This window comes from Arenibacter troitsensis, assembly GCF_900177645.1.
In the GTDB taxonomy this organism is placed as follows: domain Bacteria; phylum Bacteroidota; class Bacteroidia; order Flavobacteriales; family Flavobacteriaceae; genus Arenibacter; species Arenibacter troitsensis.
Genome location: NZ_FXAO01000001.1, coordinates 882,170 through 899,428, shown reverse-complemented (window position 1 = coordinate 899,428; position 17,259 = coordinate 882,170). Strand labels below are relative to the sequence as shown.

The 17,259-nt window shown below is 38.1% G+C and carries 17 protein-coding genes; 7 read left to right on the top strand and 10 right to left on the bottom strand.

The genetic code is table 11. The features are described from left to right. Positions 1 to 27: 27 nt before the first annotated feature. The 5 genes from B9Y87_RS03635 to B9Y87_RS03615 form a co-directional block, all read right to left on the bottom strand. Complete coding sequence (locus B9Y87_RS03635; protein ID WP_072862636.1) at positions 28 to 303, bottom strand: ATP-dependent Clp protease adaptor ClpS; 276 nt, start codon at positions 301 to 303, stop codon at positions 28 to 30. 21 nt (positions 304 to 324) lie between these two features. Next, positions 325 to 1,161 carry a 50S ribosomal protein L11 methyltransferase gene (gene prmA, locus B9Y87_RS03630; protein WP_085496220.1) on the bottom strand — a complete coding sequence of 279 codons (837 nt, stop codon included), beginning with the start codon at positions 1,159 to 1,161 and terminating at the stop codon, positions 325 to 327. A 146-nt stretch (positions 1,162 to 1,307) separates the two neighbouring features. After that, positions 1,308 to 2,060, bottom strand: coding sequence for a triose-phosphate isomerase (tpiA, locus tag B9Y87_RS03625; RefSeq protein WP_085496218.1), 753 nt, complete (start codon positions 2,058 to 2,060; stop codon positions 1,308 to 1,310). A gap of 75 nt (positions 2,061 to 2,135) precedes the next feature. Next, positions 2,136 to 3,233, bottom strand: coding sequence for a BT_3928 family protein (locus B9Y87_RS03620; RefSeq protein WP_085496217.1), 1,098 nt, complete (start codon positions 3,231 to 3,233; stop codon positions 2,136 to 2,138). 80 nt (positions 3,234 to 3,313) lie between these two features. Beyond that, a complete protein-coding gene (locus tag B9Y87_RS03615) occupies positions 3,314 to 3,862 on the bottom strand; it encodes a DUF1599 domain-containing protein (RefSeq protein WP_085496216.1) in 549 nt (182 codons plus the stop codon). Positions 3,863 to 3,970: 108 nt separating this feature from the next. On the opposite strand from B9Y87_RS03615, the gene folP reads away from it, so the two are divergent. Continuing rightward, positions 3,971 to 4,807 carry a dihydropteroate synthase gene (folP, locus tag B9Y87_RS03610; protein ID WP_085496215.1) on the top strand — a complete coding sequence of 279 codons (837 nt, stop codon included), beginning with the start codon at positions 3,971 to 3,973 and terminating at the stop codon, positions 4,805 to 4,807. Positions 4,808 to 4,920: 113 nt separating this feature from the next. Further along, positions 4,921 to 5,706, top strand: a complete 786-nt coding sequence (locus B9Y87_RS03605) for a diadenylate cyclase (RefSeq protein ID WP_085496214.1) — start codon at positions 4,921 to 4,923, stop codon at positions 5,704 to 5,706. A 22-nt stretch (positions 5,707 to 5,728) separates the two neighbouring features. Here B9Y87_RS03605 and B9Y87_RS03600 read toward each other — a convergent pair whose 3' ends face one another. Both B9Y87_RS03600 and truA read right to left on the bottom strand, forming a co-directional pair. After that, complete coding sequence (locus B9Y87_RS03600) at positions 5,729 to 7,495, bottom strand: ABC transporter ATP-binding protein (protein WP_085496213.1); 1,767 nt, start codon at positions 7,493 to 7,495, stop codon at positions 5,729 to 5,731. After that, on the bottom strand, positions 7,488 to 8,240 hold the full coding sequence (gene truA / locus B9Y87_RS03595) for a tRNA pseudouridine(38-40) synthase TruA (RefSeq protein WP_085496211.1): 753 nt from the start codon (positions 8,238 to 8,240) through the stop codon (positions 7,488 to 7,490). The genes B9Y87_RS03600 and truA overlap by 8 nt, the downstream gene beginning before the upstream one ends. A gap of 223 nt (positions 8,241 to 8,463) precedes the next feature. On the opposite strand from truA, the gene B9Y87_RS03590 reads away from it, so the two are divergent. Then, on the top strand, positions 8,464 to 8,961 hold the full coding sequence (locus B9Y87_RS03590; protein WP_085496652.1) for a metallophosphoesterase family protein: 498 nt from the start codon (positions 8,464 to 8,466) through the stop codon (positions 8,959 to 8,961). 167 nt (positions 8,962 to 9,128) lie between these two features. Here the strand turns inward: B9Y87_RS03590 and B9Y87_RS03585 are convergent, their stop codons facing one another. Continuing rightward, positions 9,129 to 9,539: a DUF4293 domain-containing protein gene (locus B9Y87_RS03585; protein ID WP_085496208.1), complete on the bottom strand. Its 411-nt coding sequence runs from the start codon at positions 9,537 to 9,539 to the stop codon at positions 9,129 to 9,131. Positions 9,540 to 9,736: 197 nt separating this feature from the next. Between B9Y87_RS03585 and rho the strand changes: the two genes are divergently transcribed. The 4 genes from rho (at position 9,737) to B9Y87_RS03565 (ending at position 14,392) form a co-directional block, all read left to right on the top strand. Next, complete coding sequence (gene rho, locus B9Y87_RS03580; protein WP_085496206.1) at positions 9,737 to 11,422, top strand: transcription termination factor Rho; 1,686 nt, start codon at positions 9,737 to 9,739, stop codon at positions 11,420 to 11,422. Between the two features lie 357 nt (positions 11,423 to 11,779). Then, positions 11,780 to 12,463: a hypothetical protein gene (locus B9Y87_RS03575; RefSeq protein WP_085496204.1), complete on the top strand. Its 684-nt coding sequence runs from the start codon at positions 11,780 to 11,782 to the stop codon at positions 12,461 to 12,463. 36 nt (positions 12,464 to 12,499) lie between these two features. Continuing rightward, the gene (locus B9Y87_RS03570) at positions 12,500 to 13,189 is read left to right on the top strand and encodes a hypothetical protein (protein ID WP_085496202.1); all 690 of its coding nucleotides are present in this window, start codon (positions 12,500 to 12,502) and stop codon (positions 13,187 to 13,189) included. A 594-nt stretch (positions 13,190 to 13,783) separates the two neighbouring features. Beyond that, entirely contained in the window at positions 13,784 to 14,392 is a 609-nt protein-coding gene (locus B9Y87_RS03565) for a nitroreductase family protein (RefSeq protein WP_085496200.1), read from the top strand. A 29-nt stretch (positions 14,393 to 14,421) separates the two neighbouring features. On the opposite strand, the gene B9Y87_RS03560 is transcribed toward B9Y87_RS03565, so the two are convergent. Both B9Y87_RS03560 and B9Y87_RS03555 read right to left on the bottom strand, forming a co-directional pair. After that, positions 14,422 to 15,783 (bottom strand): NAD-dependent succinate-semialdehyde dehydrogenase, encoded by a 1,362-nt coding sequence (locus tag B9Y87_RS03560; protein ID WP_085496197.1) that lies wholly within the window; start codon positions 15,781 to 15,783, stop codon positions 14,422 to 14,424. 86 nt (positions 15,784 to 15,869) lie between these two features. Then, on the bottom strand, positions 15,870 to 17,153 hold the full coding sequence (locus B9Y87_RS03555; RefSeq protein WP_085496195.1) for a DUF2254 domain-containing protein: 1,284 nt from the start codon (positions 17,151 to 17,153) through the stop codon (positions 15,870 to 15,872). Positions 17,154 to 17,259 lie beyond the last annotated feature (106 nt).

Genomic DNA, 17,259 nt, shown 5'->3' with positions numbered 1-17,259 from the left:
AAAAATGAGGTTCACAGCTTTTAATTTTTAAACAATTTCAGCACTTAGTCCAGCATTCAGAAGCTTACTGCACCTAGGCTTTAAATCGTTGTATTCCCCAGTCTTTACCGTACATTTACCGTTGTAATGTACAATAAGGGAACATTGCTCCGCCTGTTCCGGAGTATGGTCACAGGCCATTATTAAAGTTTCAATAACGTGATCAAAAGTATTAACCTCATCATTGAATAAAACAATCTCATTTTGCTTTACAGTCTCCTCATCCAAAAGTAATTCTTCCGAGACTTTTTCCTTTGTACTCATAGAATTCAATTTTAATACCTTCTAAAATACATATTTTACGGCAACCCAATTATTCTTTTCCAGATTTTTTTCAAATTTTAACCCTACTTTCTTACATCTTTCCGAAATCTGAGGAATATCCTCCTTATAAAAACCACTTACAAATAATATCCCACCTTTTTTTAGACATTTCACATAGGTTGGAATATCTTCCAACAAAATATTTCTATTAATATTGGCTATAATAATGTCGTATTGCTGGTCTATCAACATATCGGCAGTTCCTTCGTAAACATTAATATGGCTGCAATTGTTGCGCTCCACATTTTCTTTGGCATTTAGGTAACACCAGTTATCTATATCTATGGCATCTATGGCAACTGCTCCTTTCATGGCCGCCAAAATAGCCAAAACCCCGGTTCCGCTCCCCATATCCAAAACGGATTTACCTTTAAAGTCATGCTCCAATATATGCTGTAACATCATAAAGGTTGTTTCATGATGACCAGTCCCGAAACTCATTTTCGGTTCAATGACGATATCATATAATACCTCGGGCTTTTCGTGAAAGGGAGCTCTAACCACGCATTGGTCGCCTACTTGAATAGGATTAAAATTACTTTCCCAAGTGGCGTTCCAGTTCTCCTGTTCTATCTCGGAATAATCATAATCAATATTAAACAAGGGATTGGAAAGAATCTGTAGGCCGTCAAGAATATTCGGATACCAATCTTCCTTTTTAATATATGCCTGAACCCCAAATTCAGTTTCTACAAAACTTTCAAATTGCACTTCTCCCAATTCCGCAATAAGAATATCCGAAGCGGGTTGAACTGGGGTTACCTTAAAATTATACTCTAGATATATAGAATTCGACATTTCTTTAAACACCTTAATTAGACACCCTTTTACAGTAAAAGGACCCGTTGAAACTTCAACGGGCCTTTTATATTATTTTGTTGCCTCCAAACCTTGGAAATAGTGAATTGCACTTGGTTTGAATCCAAATATTAATCTTAAAAATCTTAAGCTATTCCTTTAATTATGGCAATAAAATCGTCTGCCACCAATGAAGCTCCCCCTATTAAACCACCATCTACATCTGGTTTGGAAAAAATCTCGACGGCATTATTAGGTTTAACACTACCTCCATATAGTATGGAAACATTGTTTGCTATACCTGCATCGTATGCATTGGTAATAGTCTTACGAATAAATGCGTGCATTTCCTGTGCCTGTTCCGGCGAAGCGGTTTCTCCGGTACCAATGGCCCAAACCGGTTCATAGGCCAGAATTATTTTGCTCCAGGCCGAGGCATCCAATGAAAACAATGCATTCTTCAGTTGGCTTTCAACGATTTTAAAGTGGTTACCAGACTTACGGTCCTCCAACTCTTCCCCAAAGCAAAACATTACCCTCATATTATTTGCCAGGGCAGCTACCACTTTCTTGGCTAAAATCCCATCAGTCTCACCAAAATAAGCCCTCCGCTCGGAATGACCTATAATTACAGTATTTACCCCAATTCCCAATAGCATATTGGCCGATATTTCACCCGTGTAGGCGCCATTTTCCGCATAATGCATGTTCTGTGCAATTACCTCAATAGTGGATGATTTTAATTTTTCCACCGCAGCACTCAAATTCACAAATGTAGGTGCCACCATCACCTCTGCCTTGGTATCTGGAAGTTTAGCGGAAAGTTCTGCCAACAAAACTTCTGTTTCCGCTAAATCCTTGTTCATTTTCCAATTTCCTGCTACTATTTTACTTCTCATTTTAATTCTAATTTATATTGTTCCTTTATACAATTAAGGCTAATTCATGTTTATTTGAAAGGCTCTCCCACAAAATTACTCAAACTTCAATTCCTCCAAGTCATTGTAATGAACTTTCTGGATAATGGTTCCCTTTTCCAAAACCAAAACTCCGGGATTGGAGCGTACTATAGTTTTTAAAGTGGTTTCGTCAGTGAAATAAAAATCAAAACCCAATTGATATTCCTTTTTCATTTTTTGGGTATAATCCTTTCCAGAGGCGGACATCCCTATAACCTTATAACCGTTCTTTATTGCCTTATCCGTCACTTCCTTTATCTCATTGTAAGTACTATAATTGCTTTTAGCAAGATCATAAGCTATTACCATAACCAATTTAGGTTCCTGTAACAACGAGGCTGCCATATCCTCGCCATCCATTTCAATAGTGAAATCATGGATGGGAGGCTCGTATCCTTTCTGGATTTCCTCGGTTTCCACTCCAATAAACTCCCCATCCACAGCAGGATAATCCCCATTGGTAACCACTACCTTTTCCTCTCCACCCACATTAAACTTCCAACTGTAATCAAAAATGGCAACAGGGGCGTCCTCCGGAATGCTCATGCCTTCCTCAATATTTGCCCCAATCTTATATGGCCTAAAATCCAAAGCCGGTAAATGATTAAGCACATAATATGCAAAGATAGCACTAACCAATAAACTAATCCCTACAATAAGTCTTTTGGAACTATCACCAAAAGGCGATCCGATATACTTTGACTTTAAAAAAAGTATAACAATAAGCACTAATAAAACCACGTCCTTGGTAAAGGATTCCCAAGGTGTTAATTTTATGGCATCCCCAAAACAGCCACAATCGGTAACCTTGTTAAAATATGCGGAATAAAAGGTAAGAAAAGTAAAGAAAATGATCATCAAAAGCAGGCTCCAAACGGTAATTCTAGCTCTGAAACCTATCAATAACATTACCCCTAACAATACCTCCAGAATTACCACAAAAATAGAAATTCCCAATGCATAGGGCATCAAAAATCCCAAATCCAATACTCCCGGACTAAAGTATTCCTCCAACTTAAAAGAAAACCCAACGGGGTCGTTCAATTTAATAAATCCGCTGATAATAAATAAAACGCCAACAATTAAACGGCACAAAGTCACTATATACTTCATATTATAATACGATTCCGATTTTTATAAATTACTAGATATTATTAATTGTCGGCCTTTTTAGCCAGGGTCAAATATGGAAATTAAGATGTTGTCTTTTCTCCGAGATGTATCATTGCAAATACGGCATAATTGATCATATCCTGATAGTTGGCACCTATCCCTTCACTGACCAATGTTTTTCCTTTATTGTCCTCTATTTGCTTAACCCGCAACAACTTCTGCAAAATTAAATCTGTAAGTGAACTCACTCTCATCTCCCTCCAGGCTTCCCCATAGTCGTGGTTCTTGTTTTCCATTAAGGTTTTTGTGATGGCAATGTGCTTATCAAATAAGGCAACAGCTTCCCCTGCAGAAAGATCTGGTTGATCAACTACTCCTTTTTCGATTTGAATCAAGGCCATGATGGAATAATTAATAATTCCGATAAACTCGGAAACCTCATCTTCATCCACCTTTCGCACTTCATTCTCCTGTAAACTTCTAATGCGTTGCGCCTTGATATAAATTTGATCTGTAAGTGATGGAAGCCTTAATATTCGCCATGCACTACCGTAATCTTGCATCTTTTTCAGGAAAAGTTCCCTACAAACTTTAATAACGGCATTGTATTGCTCGGAAGTATTATGCATTTAATCTTTCTAATTTGTGTAAATTTCGCTTAAAATTTTAAACTATTCAAAAATCGAGATTTAAACTTAACTACCAAAAGTTTTACTCCCCTTTATCGTATAAAAAACATGACCATCAATTGCAAAGGAAACTTATTGGACTTAAACACCCCCAGAGTAATGGGAATAATCAATATTACTCCCGACTCCTTCTTTGATGGTGGTAAATACAAAGGCAAAACAGAGATTATTGCCCAGGTAGAAACTATGTTGGCCAATGGGGCAAGTTTCATAGATATTGGCGCTTATAGTTCCAGGCCAGGTGCCGATCATGTAGATGAAAGAGAGGAACTGGCTCGAATTACCCCCATTGTTGATCTCTTGATAAAGCAGTTCCCAAACATAATTATTTCCATTGACACCTTTAGAAGTAGGGTTGCCGAAGAATGCCTGGGCCTAGGTGCGGCAATAATCAACGATATTTCTGCCGGCGATTTGGATCCAAAATTATTGGAAATAGTTGGGAAGCACCAAGCTCCCTATATAATGATGCATATGAAAGGTAGTCCCAAAACCATGCAGGGCATGAGCCATTACGAAAACTTATTGGGGGAAATACTCTTTTATTTTTCGGAAAAAGTAGCCCTGGCCAGGGCTTCAGGTATTAACGACATCATTATTGATCCCGGTTTTGGATTCGCAAAAACCTTGGAACAGAACTATGAAATTCTCAAAAATTTTAATCTGCTTCACAACATAGACCTGCCCATTTTGACTGGAATAAGCAGAAAATCCATGATTTACAGACTACTCCAAACCAGTCCGGAACATGCTTTGAACGGCAGTACTGCGCTACATATGTACGCACTTACCCAAGGAACCAAAATTTTAAGGGTACACGATGTTAAGGAAGCAATGGAATGTATCCAATTATTTAATGCCATTAATGGTACCAAAGAACATTAATACCCAATTTTTATGCTCCGCTAGTAAAAAATTGTTCAAAAAAGAGCCAAAACATTTTTTCGAATTTAATTTGAGGTTATAGCTTATTTCCTATTTTTACAAAAACCACAGGATTGGATTTTTTAAACTTCTTAGATTTTAGTGTTACAGATATTATAGACATCTTTTTGGTGGCTATACTAATGTATTATGTCTACCAATTAGTCCGTGGAACCGTAGCCATTAATATATTTATTGGTATCGTTATTGTTTGGGCTTTTTGGAAGTTGACCGAAGTTTTGGATATGAAAATGATAAGCAGCATGGTCGGTGGTTTTATGCAAGTAGGACTTATAGCCCTTATCATTGTTTTCCAGCAGGAAATCAGAAAGTTTCTGTTAATGGTGGGCTCTACCAATTTGGCCTCCAAACGCAACTTTTTAAAACACTTTAAATTCCTAAAGGAAGACGGACTTACCATAGGGACCAACGTGGATGCAATTGTTGCAGCATGCGAAAAAATGGGAAGCACCAAAACTGGTGCCCTGATCATTATTGCCAGAAATAATTCCTTGGACTTTGTTAAGTCTACCGGGGACAAAATGAGTATTGAAATTACCCAGCCCATTCTGGAAAGTATTTTTTACAAGAACAGCCCCTTACATGACGGCGCAGTAGTTATTGAGGATAATTATATAGTGGCTACCCGGGTAATCCTTCCCGTTTCCAATGAACGCTCCATTCCCTTACGGTTTGGCCTAAGACATAGGGCGGCCGTTGGCATAACAGAAAAAACAGATTCCCTGGCCATTATAGTCAGTGAGGAAACGGGCCTTATATCCTATATAAAGAACGGAGAATTTGTACTGTTCAAGGATTTGGAAGAACTTTCCAGTTTAATAAAATCGGACTTACTTTAATTGCACTACCTTAAGTGCAATCCTAGGCTACCTCTTCGGCCAAGAATTGGGCTTCATATAAATTTTGATAATACCCTTTTTGCTTCAATAGTTCTTTATGGGTCCCGGTCTCTACTATTAAGCCGTCCTGCATTACCAATATTTTATCGGCCTTTTTAATGGTCGCCAAACGATGGGCAATAATAATTGAAGTACGCCCTTCAGTAATCTTTTCTGTTGCAAGTTGTATCAACTGCTCGGAATAGGTATCTACCGAGGAAGTAGCCTCATCCAAAACCAAAATACTGGGATTGCTTACATAGGCCCTAAGGAAGGCTATCAATTGTCGTTGGCCACTGGAAAGCATAGTACCCCTTTCCTTAATATTGTAGGTGTACCCCCCTGGTAGGCTAGAAATGAATCCATGCACACCAATCTGCTTGGCAGCCTCTTCCATATCCGCTATGGTGATGTCATCATTCTTTAAGGAAATATTATTGGCAATGGTATCGGCAAATAGAAATACATCCTGCAAAACCACGGCAATTTTAGACCTTAAGGATGTCAACTTATAGTCCTTTATATTGATACCATCGATTAATATAGCTCCGGAATTAATTTCGTAGAAGCGATTGAGTAAGTTTATAATGGTAGATTTTCCGGCTCCTGTGGCCCCTACTATGGCAATGGTCTCTCCCGCTTTTACTTTAAATGAAATTCCGTGCAACACTTCCTCATTTTCCAGATAACCGAAGCGGACATTTTGAAACTCAATATCCCCTTTAACACTTGCTTTTTCTATAGTTCCTGCATCTTGAATATTACTATCGGTATCCAATATTTTAAATACCCTATTTGCCGCAACCATACCCATTTGAAGGGTATTGAACTTATCTGCAATTTGACGCAGTGGACGGAACAACATACTAGACAGTAGTATGAACATAAAAATGGTACCATATTCCTCTTGGCTTATATTGGCAACATTCTGCAATCCCCCGTACCAAACTATCAATCCTACGGTAATAGATGAGACAATTTCTGCGACTGGGAAAAATATAGAGTTGTACCATACCGTTCTTAACCAGGCATTTTGATGTTTTTCATTGATTTCCCTGAATTTTTCCTTTTCTATTTCCTCCCTGGTAAACAACTGTACTATCTTCATTCCTGTAATGCGTTCCTGAACAAAGGAGTTTAGGTTCGAAACTTGGGCCCTAACCTCAATAAAAGCAACCTTCATGGCCTTTTGAAACAGTCGAGTTGCATATAAAATTATAGGCAACACGGCAAATACGATCAACGACAGTTTCCAATTGGCCACGATCATTACAATGGCCACTACCAACATTTTTAGTAGATCGGACACAATCACAAAAAAACCTTCGCTAAAAATCTCGCCTATCCTCTGCATATCCGTCACCGCACGGGTAACCAACAAACCAATGGAGGAATTATCATAATACTTCATCTTAAACCCCATAAGATGATTAAAAAGTTTTATCCGTATATCCTTAATAACGGATTCTCCCAACCAATTGGCGTAATAATTAAAATACAGCTGACTTAAAACTTCCCCTAAAAGTACACCTACCATGGCCAGGGTCAAGGTCAATAATTTTTGACCATCCTTGTTGGTAATGGCATTATCAACTATCTCCCCCACCAAAATGGGCGTTAAAACCGCAAAACCAGAGAGTAGGATTGCTGCTATGGCAACTCCATAAAATGTAATTAAATATGGCCTAACATGCCTAAGCAAGCGCTTAAACAGTCTATAATCAAATGCTTTCCCCGTATCCTTATCCATGGTGATCAATAATATTTTTTGGATATTTTATCGCTGTCAAATATAATCCTTTTGCAGGTACCGAAACCCCGGCCTGTCCCCTATCCTTACTGGCCAATATATGTTCCATGTTCGTCGGGGAAGATTTGCCCAGACCAACATCCAATAGGGTTCCTACGATGGCACGGACCATATTCCTCAAAAATCTATCGGCGGTTATGGTAAAAACCAACTTGTCTCCTTCTTTGGTCCATTGGGCCTTCCTAACATCACAGAGATAAGTTTTTACATCCGTATTGGATTTTGAAAAACATTCAAAATCCTTATGAGCCACTAAAATAGCTGCAGCCTTGTTCATCTGCTCTATATTTAACGGATATTTCACATAATAGGCCCCTTCTACCAAAAAGGGATTCTTATTTTGTACTATCCAATATTCGTATGTACGCTCTGTAGCATCGAAGCGGGCATGTGCCTCCCATGGAACTCCAAAAATGGAAACAATGGCTATGTCTTCCGGAAGATAGGCGTTTAACCTATGAACCAATTCTGAACCTTCACATAAAGCATCAGAATCAAAATGGGCGTACATTTCCCTGGCATGGACCCCAGCATCTGTCCTCCCCGCCCCTGTCAAAGATACCGTTTCCCGTAAAATTAAGGAAAAAGCATTTTCCAAAACCTCTTGTACGCTTATTGCATTGGGCTGTCTTTGCCAACCGTGATACGACCTGCCCTGATAAGAAAATTGGACGAAATATCTCAAACGAATAAATTAGTTTTGTGGTTGGCAAAGATACTTGTTCTAATGGAGAAAAACAGGATGACAAAATGATTTAATACAATATTGATATAAAGTATAGCTATGGGTAATTATCCAGTTCCCTTAAGTTTATAGGCATAAAATTTCAATGATGGCCTCCCGGGCCCACCAAGGTTTCCCAAGCGCCATTTGCTTACTTGGCAACTAAATGAAAATAATTAAACGCATGAAAAAGATACTCCTCCTTTCTGACACCCATGGACATATGGATGATAAAATTCTTAAATACGCCAAGGAGGCTGACGAAATATGGCATGCAGGGGATATTGGCAATTTGGAGGTAATGGACACCTTACAAAAGATAAAGCCCGTAAAAGGTGTCTATGGAAATATAGATGAAAATAAAATTCAGTTGGAATATCCATTGGACAACCGGTTTAACTGCGAGGAGGTAGATGTCTGGATAACCCATATTGGTGGATATCCCAACAAGTACAATGTGCGTATCAGGGAGGAGATCAAAATAAATCCCCCTAAACTATTTATCTCCGGACACTCCCATATTCTAAAAGTAATGTGGGATAAAAAGTTAAACCTGTTACATATGAACCCTGGAGCTTGTGGCATACATGGGTTTCATCAAATACGGACCATGTTGAGATTTGTTATCGACAAGGAAAACATTAAGGATCTGGAAATTATAGAGCTTGAAAAAAGGGGATGATTCTCATGGGCTTAAAAATATAAACCACAAAATTCCGCTAGAAAAGCGGTCTTAGTTCAACTAACAGTTTTAAATTCCTTGCAAGCAACGATTTAAAGTGAGTTTCAATCAAAAAAAACCCGGGCACTACCCCGGGTTCACGCACTAATACTACTAAGATGTTAGGCTTAACGCAATCGATCAACAGATTTTACAAGATCTTCATCCTTTTTTATTGCCCTGTTGGCCAGGACTAAAAAAACGATAGAAAATACAGGAATCAGCATCCCAATACCCTTCTCAGAAACAATAGTCTCTCCGGATAAGTTTAGTGATCGGTAAACGAAAAATCCTAGTAAAAAAAGATTCAATATCATATTCAACCTGTTTACCACAAATTGATTTTGTCTATTCTTAAATAATACAATCCCCGCCAGCCCTAAGACTGCAACGGCATAAAAAGCTATGGAAACAAACACTTCATTTTCGGCAAATATCTCATTTCCCTTGGCATCCGACCATAGATTTACAAAGAACGGCACAACCGCCCCCAATAGTATAACTACGATTAAATAAAGGGTCTGAATTCTTTGAATCATGCTCTACAATACAATTTGGAGGCAAAAATAAGCGTCTTTTTAAAAATTATCACTCTAATTATGAAAATAATTTGTAATATTGCTACGTTATAAGTCAGATCACTTACCAACAGGGGATTTCATTCCCTTTATTATCCAAAAACAAGAACAACATACACTTCATATTTTCGTAATAAGTATAATTTATTCAAAACTTAATGTTTGAGATTTCAGATTTAAAATCAAAAAAGCTTCCTGAGCTTCAGGAAATAGCCCAAGGCCTAAATGTTGCCAAGTTTAAAACTTTAAAAAAGCTCGATTTGGTCTATCAAATTTTGGATGTACAAGCATCAAATCCAAAAATTGTTCAAGAAAGAACGGATGCAATTCAAGAGGAAAGCAGCCCTGCCAAGCCTAAAAGGTCCAGAATAATCAAGTCGAAGCCAAAAGAGGCAGTAACAAATGCCGACACGCCTGGAAAATCGGAAATGAAATCTGTTGCCACAACAGAAAAACCAAGTACCCCCGAAGAAACCACTACCCCGGTCGCAGATAAGAAAGAGGAGACCAAACGTGAAAAAAAGCCGCGCCAACACAATAATCCTGTACAGGCGAAAAAAGAATTTCAAAAAGGTGCATCACAACAAAATGCTTCCCAACAGAATACCCCACAATCCAACAAACAACAGCATAAAAAGAATCCTCACCATCAAAAAGGCAATGTTGACAAAAACAACAGCAATTTTGATAAAGATTTAAAAAATAAATACAAAGAACCGGAATTTGAGTTCGACAGTATTATAGAAAGTGAAGGTGTCCTAGACATTATGCAGGATGGTTATGGATTCTTAAGGTCGTCCGATTACAACTACCTATCTTCTCCCGATGATATTTATGTATCCCAGTCCCAAATAAGATTGTTTGGCTTAAAGACCGGAGATACCGTACTTGGAAATGTACGTCCGCCAAAAGAAGGCGAAAAGTATTTCCCTCTTATTAAAGTGAACAAAATAAACGGAATAGATCCCCAAATAGTTAGGGACAGGGTCTCTTTTGAACACTTGACCCCTTTGTTCCCACAGGAAAAATTCAATCTTGCGGAAAGACAAAGTACTATTTCTACAAGAATAATTGATTTATTCAGTCCTATTGGAAAAGGACAAAGAGGTATGATCGTATCCCAGCCAAAAACAGGTAAGACCATGCTTTTAAAGGATATAGCCAATGGTATTGCTGCCAATCACCCGGAAGTTTATCAAATTATTCTTTTGATCGATGAAAGGCCGGAGGAAGTGACGGACATGCAGCGTAATGTTCGTGGTGAGGTTGTAGCCTCTACTTTTGATAAGGAAGCTACCGAACATGTGCGCGTTGCCAATATTGTTTTGGAGAAGGCAAAACGTTTGGTAGAATGCGGTCATGATGTGGTTATCCTATTGGATTCCATTACCCGCCTTGCCCGTGCATACAACACGGTACAACCTGCTTCAGGAAAGGTATTGAGTGGAGGTGTTGATGCCAATGCATTGCATAAACCAAAACGCTTCTTTGGAGCAGCACGTAATATTGAAGGCGGTGGCTCCCTGACCATCATTGCCACGGCACTTACAGAAACTGGATCCAAAATGGATGAAGTAATCTTTGAGGAATTCAAAGGAACAGGTAACATGGAATTACAATTGGATAGAAAAATATCCAACCGTAGAATATTCCCAGCCATCGATCTTACTTCGTCAAGTACAAGAAGGGACGACCTTCTCTTGGATGAAAATACCATTCAGAGAATGTGGATTATGAGAAAGTATTTGGCCGATATGAATCCGGTAGAAGCCATGGAATTCATTGAACAAAGGTTTAGACAAACCAAGAACAACGAAGAGTTTTTGCTTACCATGAATCAATAAAAGGTATTAAACCTCAGGGCAAGCCCTGCACCCAATAACAGGAATCGACTCAAAGGTCGGGGTATTGAACCTAGATTCCGCCGAAAAAGGCGGGATTAGTTTAACTTGCAATTTTCCTAATAAAAACAAGTAATCATAATCCCTAAAATTTGGGGACAATATTGAAATCCCATTTGGCCCTAGCACCAAATGGGATTTTTTTTGACATCCATTCTAAGAAAAAAACATTAATTTATTGCCTTATTTTTTTAGATGTGCAATAATCAGTAATTTAACATATAATTTAACAAGTGTTTTCCCCCAACGCTTACCACTAATTAATTACTTTATTTTCAACTAATTGTAAAAATTTAAATCATGAAAAACCTAAAAAGAACTTATGTAAAATTATGCGCTGGAGTCCTTGTTGTTTTTGGTTTCACTTCCTGTGAGCAAAAGAAGGAGAAAACACCTGTTACCGAACCTGTAACCACAGAGATTACCGCCCCTAAGCAGATTGTTAGTGTAGCCCAAGCAAAATCCATGTATGACGCCTACGGCGAACGTAGGGTAGGCCTAATTGAAAAATATGAAAATGACCTTGCTCCTGAGAAAAAATTTGATGTAGCCCGTTTTGGTTATTATGACTACAATACCATAAAGGAATACATGAATTATATTGAACAAGAAGCTAAAAAGGCCAATGTTGAAATTGCATCCCTCCGTTTTTATTTTTCCAATTACCCAGATAAGAAGACCTTTGAAGATGGTAGGGAAATAAAACATCCAAAACAAAATTCATTCTTTATCATCCCCGCCACTAAGGATAAAAATGATAAGGAATATGGCTTCTATATTAGAGAAGAAGATGGTAAAAACGTCCCAGTCTTACTTACCGATAATTTGGAACCAAAAAAAGATGGGGAAATGGACAGGATGCAATCCCAGGAGAGCAAATCTGAGGCTTCCTTTATGCCCACAACACCACCAGCTCCCTTTGATGCCAAAAATAAAAGTTTAGTTTTGAACGAGGCCAACATGGTTCCTCCTCCGTACCATTAAGATTTTTATGACCTATTAACCCCAGATCAAAGCAAAATGGAAATATTGGATACTATTTTAGAGAATTCCTATCAACCTCTCTATGCTGTAACCCTATCAATAGCTTTAATTAGATACCCAAAATATTACAATACCCCTTTAAAGTATTTCCCTATACTTTTAATGTATACCTTCTTAAATGAATTATTGGGCTATTTTACAAAGAACTATGAGGTATTCCATATTTCCATTTTTTCCGCTTTTGTTACGCACAATGTTTTTATTTACAATATTTACAACATTGTATTCTTTAGCTATTTCTTTTATGTCTATTGGAAATATATAGAAACGAAAAAATATAGGACTTATATAATATTGGCCACCGCCTTTTATCTGATGGCATCCTTGGCAAATCCATTTTTTCAAAACTTTAAGCTAGAATCCCAGGTATTTAGTTATCTGGCCGGAGCTTTTGCCATTTTAATCTGCATTATTCTTTTTTTTATAGAACACAGGCAAAGCTCTAAAAAATTGGACTTTAGGTTCACAGGCATTAAATGGATTAGTATAGGGCTGTTAATATTTTATCTGGGTTATGCCCCGATCAAAGCTTCCAGATTCTATAATTATACCTATCAATTGAATGAATACGTTCATCTCAGAAGAATTCACCTATCGCTGATCGTATTGATGTATATCAGTTTTATTATCGGATTCTTAAGAATGAAACGCAAATTTTGGATCTGACCTAAACTACAAGGGAAGACAGTGTTTATTTGCCGTATCACTCCCAACCCAAAATTCCCCGATTACCTTATCCAGCACAAGGTTTAATATGGATTTTTTTATAGGAGCGAAATTGAATCCTGCCTGTCCCCCATATTTTAGGACAAACCTCAAAAGTAAATTTGAAAAGAATCAAACATTAATGGTTTTGAGTCAATAAACGATACGGCAAATTATTATTATTGTTATGAAAATTAAGGTCTACACAGTGTAAACTTCCCGGTTGGCATTCCATTGGTAATGCCTCGAACAAACCGATTACAGGCACACATTACCCCACATAAGTGGTAAATACAACCTAGTACTATTAAGAACAAAAAAGTTGTATTTACCGTCGTCGATCAATGTGTTTTTCATTTAGGCAGGACATATCTGTGTTACGAGCCATTAAATACAATTAGAACCAAACACATTAAAAACCCAACCAGGACCTATAGCCCCTGCAAAGGGCGGCATTATATAACCTATACTACTATGGTAGAAACATTTGTTTTGGCAACCAATTTGTTGCAATAAAGAAACCTTTTAATATAACATTCATTAAAAAAAATAAACATGACAGTACCAGAGCAGATACAACTAGAAAATATAGCGGATTCCGATTATGAAATTTTTGCACTATTAAAACAGCGATATAGTCCTCGGATTTTTAAGGACAAAAAAGTCACTGAACAACATTTGCACCAACTTTTCGAAGCCGTGCGTTGGGCTCCCAGTTCCAATAACGAACAGCCTTGGCGCTTCCTATACGCTGAAAAAGGTTCAGAGGCTTACGAAAAAATTATAGCCAACCTAACGGGTAACAATAAGCTATGGGCCAAAAATGCCCCAATATTGATGCTAACGGCCTATAAAAAGGATACGGATAATGGAAATGAAAATTTCCATGCCCTTCACGACTTGGGTATGGGTTTGGGTGCAATGACCGTACAGGCGCAGTACATGGGTATAGCCATGCACCATATGGCTGGTTTAGATCACAAAAATGCCCAGCGCATCTTCAATATCCCAAAGGAGTATCATATTGCAACGGCAGTCGCCATAGGCTATTACGGCGGGGAACTGGAGGAACTGCCAGAAAAACTTCAGAGCAAAGAAATTAGCCAAAGGCAGCGAATGCCCCAAAACCAATTCGCCTTTAAGCATAGTTGGAATACCCAATAAAATAAACTGTGCTGTGGTATTAAAATATCCTACTTCTTTATATAGACCGTCTTTTTGTTCACAAACTCCAACATGCCTTCCATGGAAAGCTCCCGTCCAAATCCCGATGCTTTAGTACCTCCAAAAGGCAATCTTGGATCCGATTTTACCATCTCATTAATAAAAAATGCCCCATCGGGTATATCTCCAATTATTTTCCTTGCGGATTTTATATCCTCGGTGAACAACATGGACCCTAGACCAAATTTGGAATTTGCCGCCATTACCACGGCTTGCTTCCTATCTTTTGCCTTTACCACGGCTGCTACTGGGCCAAAAAGCTCTTCATCAAAGGCTGGCATACCAGGAACTACATCAATAAGGACTGTAGGCTCATAATATGCCCCGTTACGCTTATTTCCAATCTTAACTCTAGCTCCTATTTCCAAGGATCCATTCACTTGTTGTTCCAATGTTGTTGCCAAGTTCTCCCTGGCCATAACCCCTATATCTGTTTGTTTATCCATTGGATCTCCAGATTTAAGGGTTTGGATTCTTTCGGAAAACTTCATAAGAAACTCATCGTATATAGCTTCTACTACTATAAATCTCTTGGCCGCGATGCAACTTTGACCGGTATTCAGCATTCTGGCCATCACCATGATATTCAAATATTTATCCAAATCAGCATCTTCCCATACTATACAGGCATTATTGCCCCCTAGTTCCATAACACATTTTTTTAAATTCTTTCCGGCCAGGGCGGCCACAGCCCTACCTGCCTGTTCGCTTCCTGTAAGGGTCACACCTTGAACAATAGAGTTTTCTATTATTGATTCGAGTTGTTCATGGTTTGCAATAATAGACTGAAAACTGCCTTCGGGATAACCGGCCATTTGAAACAACTCCTGTAGTGCCAAGGCACATCCAGGAACATTACTGGCATGCTTTAATATTATGGTATTTCCAGCCGTGAGCGTAGGCGCTGCAAAGCGTATAACCTGCCAAAACGGAAAATTCCAAGGCATAACAGCCAATACACAGCCAAGAGGGTCATAACTTATAAAACTTTCATCGGCCTCCGTTTCTATGAGATCATCCGAAAGGAACCCAACGGCATTCTTGGCATAAAAATCACAGGCCCAAGCACATTTCTCAACTTCGGCAACACCCTGATTTATAGGTTTCCCCATTTCCTTGGACATTAATTGGGCATAGGATTTTTTGTTTTTCAACAAGGTCTTGGCCAGTTTTTTTAACAGACCTGCCCTATGTTCCACGCTTTCATTTCTCCAACTACCAAAGGCAAGTTCAGCCTTTTCCAACACCCTCTTTATATCACTATCGGAAAACATTCTATACTTTTCCAAAGGCTTTCCATTATATGGGTTTACTGACTCTATATATTCCATAAGACTAAATTTATTCTGTTAAAAAATCAAGAAAAAAGTTTCCGCAATACACTAAACCATTTACAGTATTTCCTTTTGTAACTGTTCTATTCAAACATTGCCAAAACCATTTCACGATCATAATTATTCTCAATATTTGCCTTTACATCCACTTTTAAGGCCTCCAATTCCTTTTTTACATCTTCCTTGTTTTCCTTGGAAACCTTGGCATCACGCATTATAAATTTTAAGGCGTCGAGCAAGGCAATAACAACTGAACTATCCTGTTTCGCATATAATCTGATAGGTTGCATAATAGTCCGCATTAATTCCTTGGCCGTAATGTTATTTCTTACAATAATAATCTTACCATCTTTTATGGAATGTGATGTCTTGGGCGGAAACCTCAAAATTTTCACAAGTAAAGGGGCCAATCTATTGATGGCATCAATGGCCGTCCCGGGATCGTTAATTCCCGGTGACATGGCCTTGACCGTTATTTCCATCAACTTGATAAACCCATCTATTCCCTCCTTCCGATCACTTCTGTTGGTGGAAATATTTATACATAACAACAAGTTCTTCATGTCTTCATTTGAAAACGAATTCTGGGCCATTATCAATGGCATTCCTTCCCACACATGACATCCAACGTAAGGCAATATTTCAAACACATGGCAATTATCAATTAAGGAATCACTTAGCAAAGCATCGTCAAACCCTCTGTAATAGCCCGACTTTTGTGCATAAATGGTTTCAAAATCATCTGTCCTAAATTCCTGTAAGCCAACATTTAATGTTCTGGAATCCTCAAAGTCCACATCCAAATATTTTGAGCTGGAACGAAATATATTATCAATAATGTTTTGAATTTGAATGGATACGGAAATGCTATGGATAAAATACACAAACAATCCTGTACAGAATATTCCTGAAATTGCAGCCAACATGGTTGGAAACCCCACTGAATGGGTTTCAATGTCATTGGCTCCAAGAACAATGAGAATAATAATGCAATACAACAGTGTACCTATATACACTCCTAGAATTAATTGGTGTCTTTTATTGGAGACAAGACTTGGCAACAATCTTGGTGAAAAATTGGAAGAAGCTTGACTGAGTACCACCATAACCATGGTAAAACTAAATACAGTTAAGGAAAGAATGCCTCCAATTAAAGTTGTTAAAATAGCCCTAGCAGTTTCATAATCCTCTATAAATAGGTAAGGAATGTTTTCTTTTAGCTTTTTGGCCAATGCCAAACTTTCCAGTTCCAGAATTACAAAAGCCAATAAACAAAATCCGAATGAAATAAGCACTGGATAAAATGCAATGCTCAAGAGCACTCTACTATATAATACCTTTACTAGTTTTAAGACGGATTTAAACATGCTGGAAGCAATTTAAAGTTGCTTAAAGGTAGTTAATAGCGCTTCTACCCCGCTAACCCGATACCAATAAATTGTATCGCATACCATTAGAATTGAAACTTAGGAT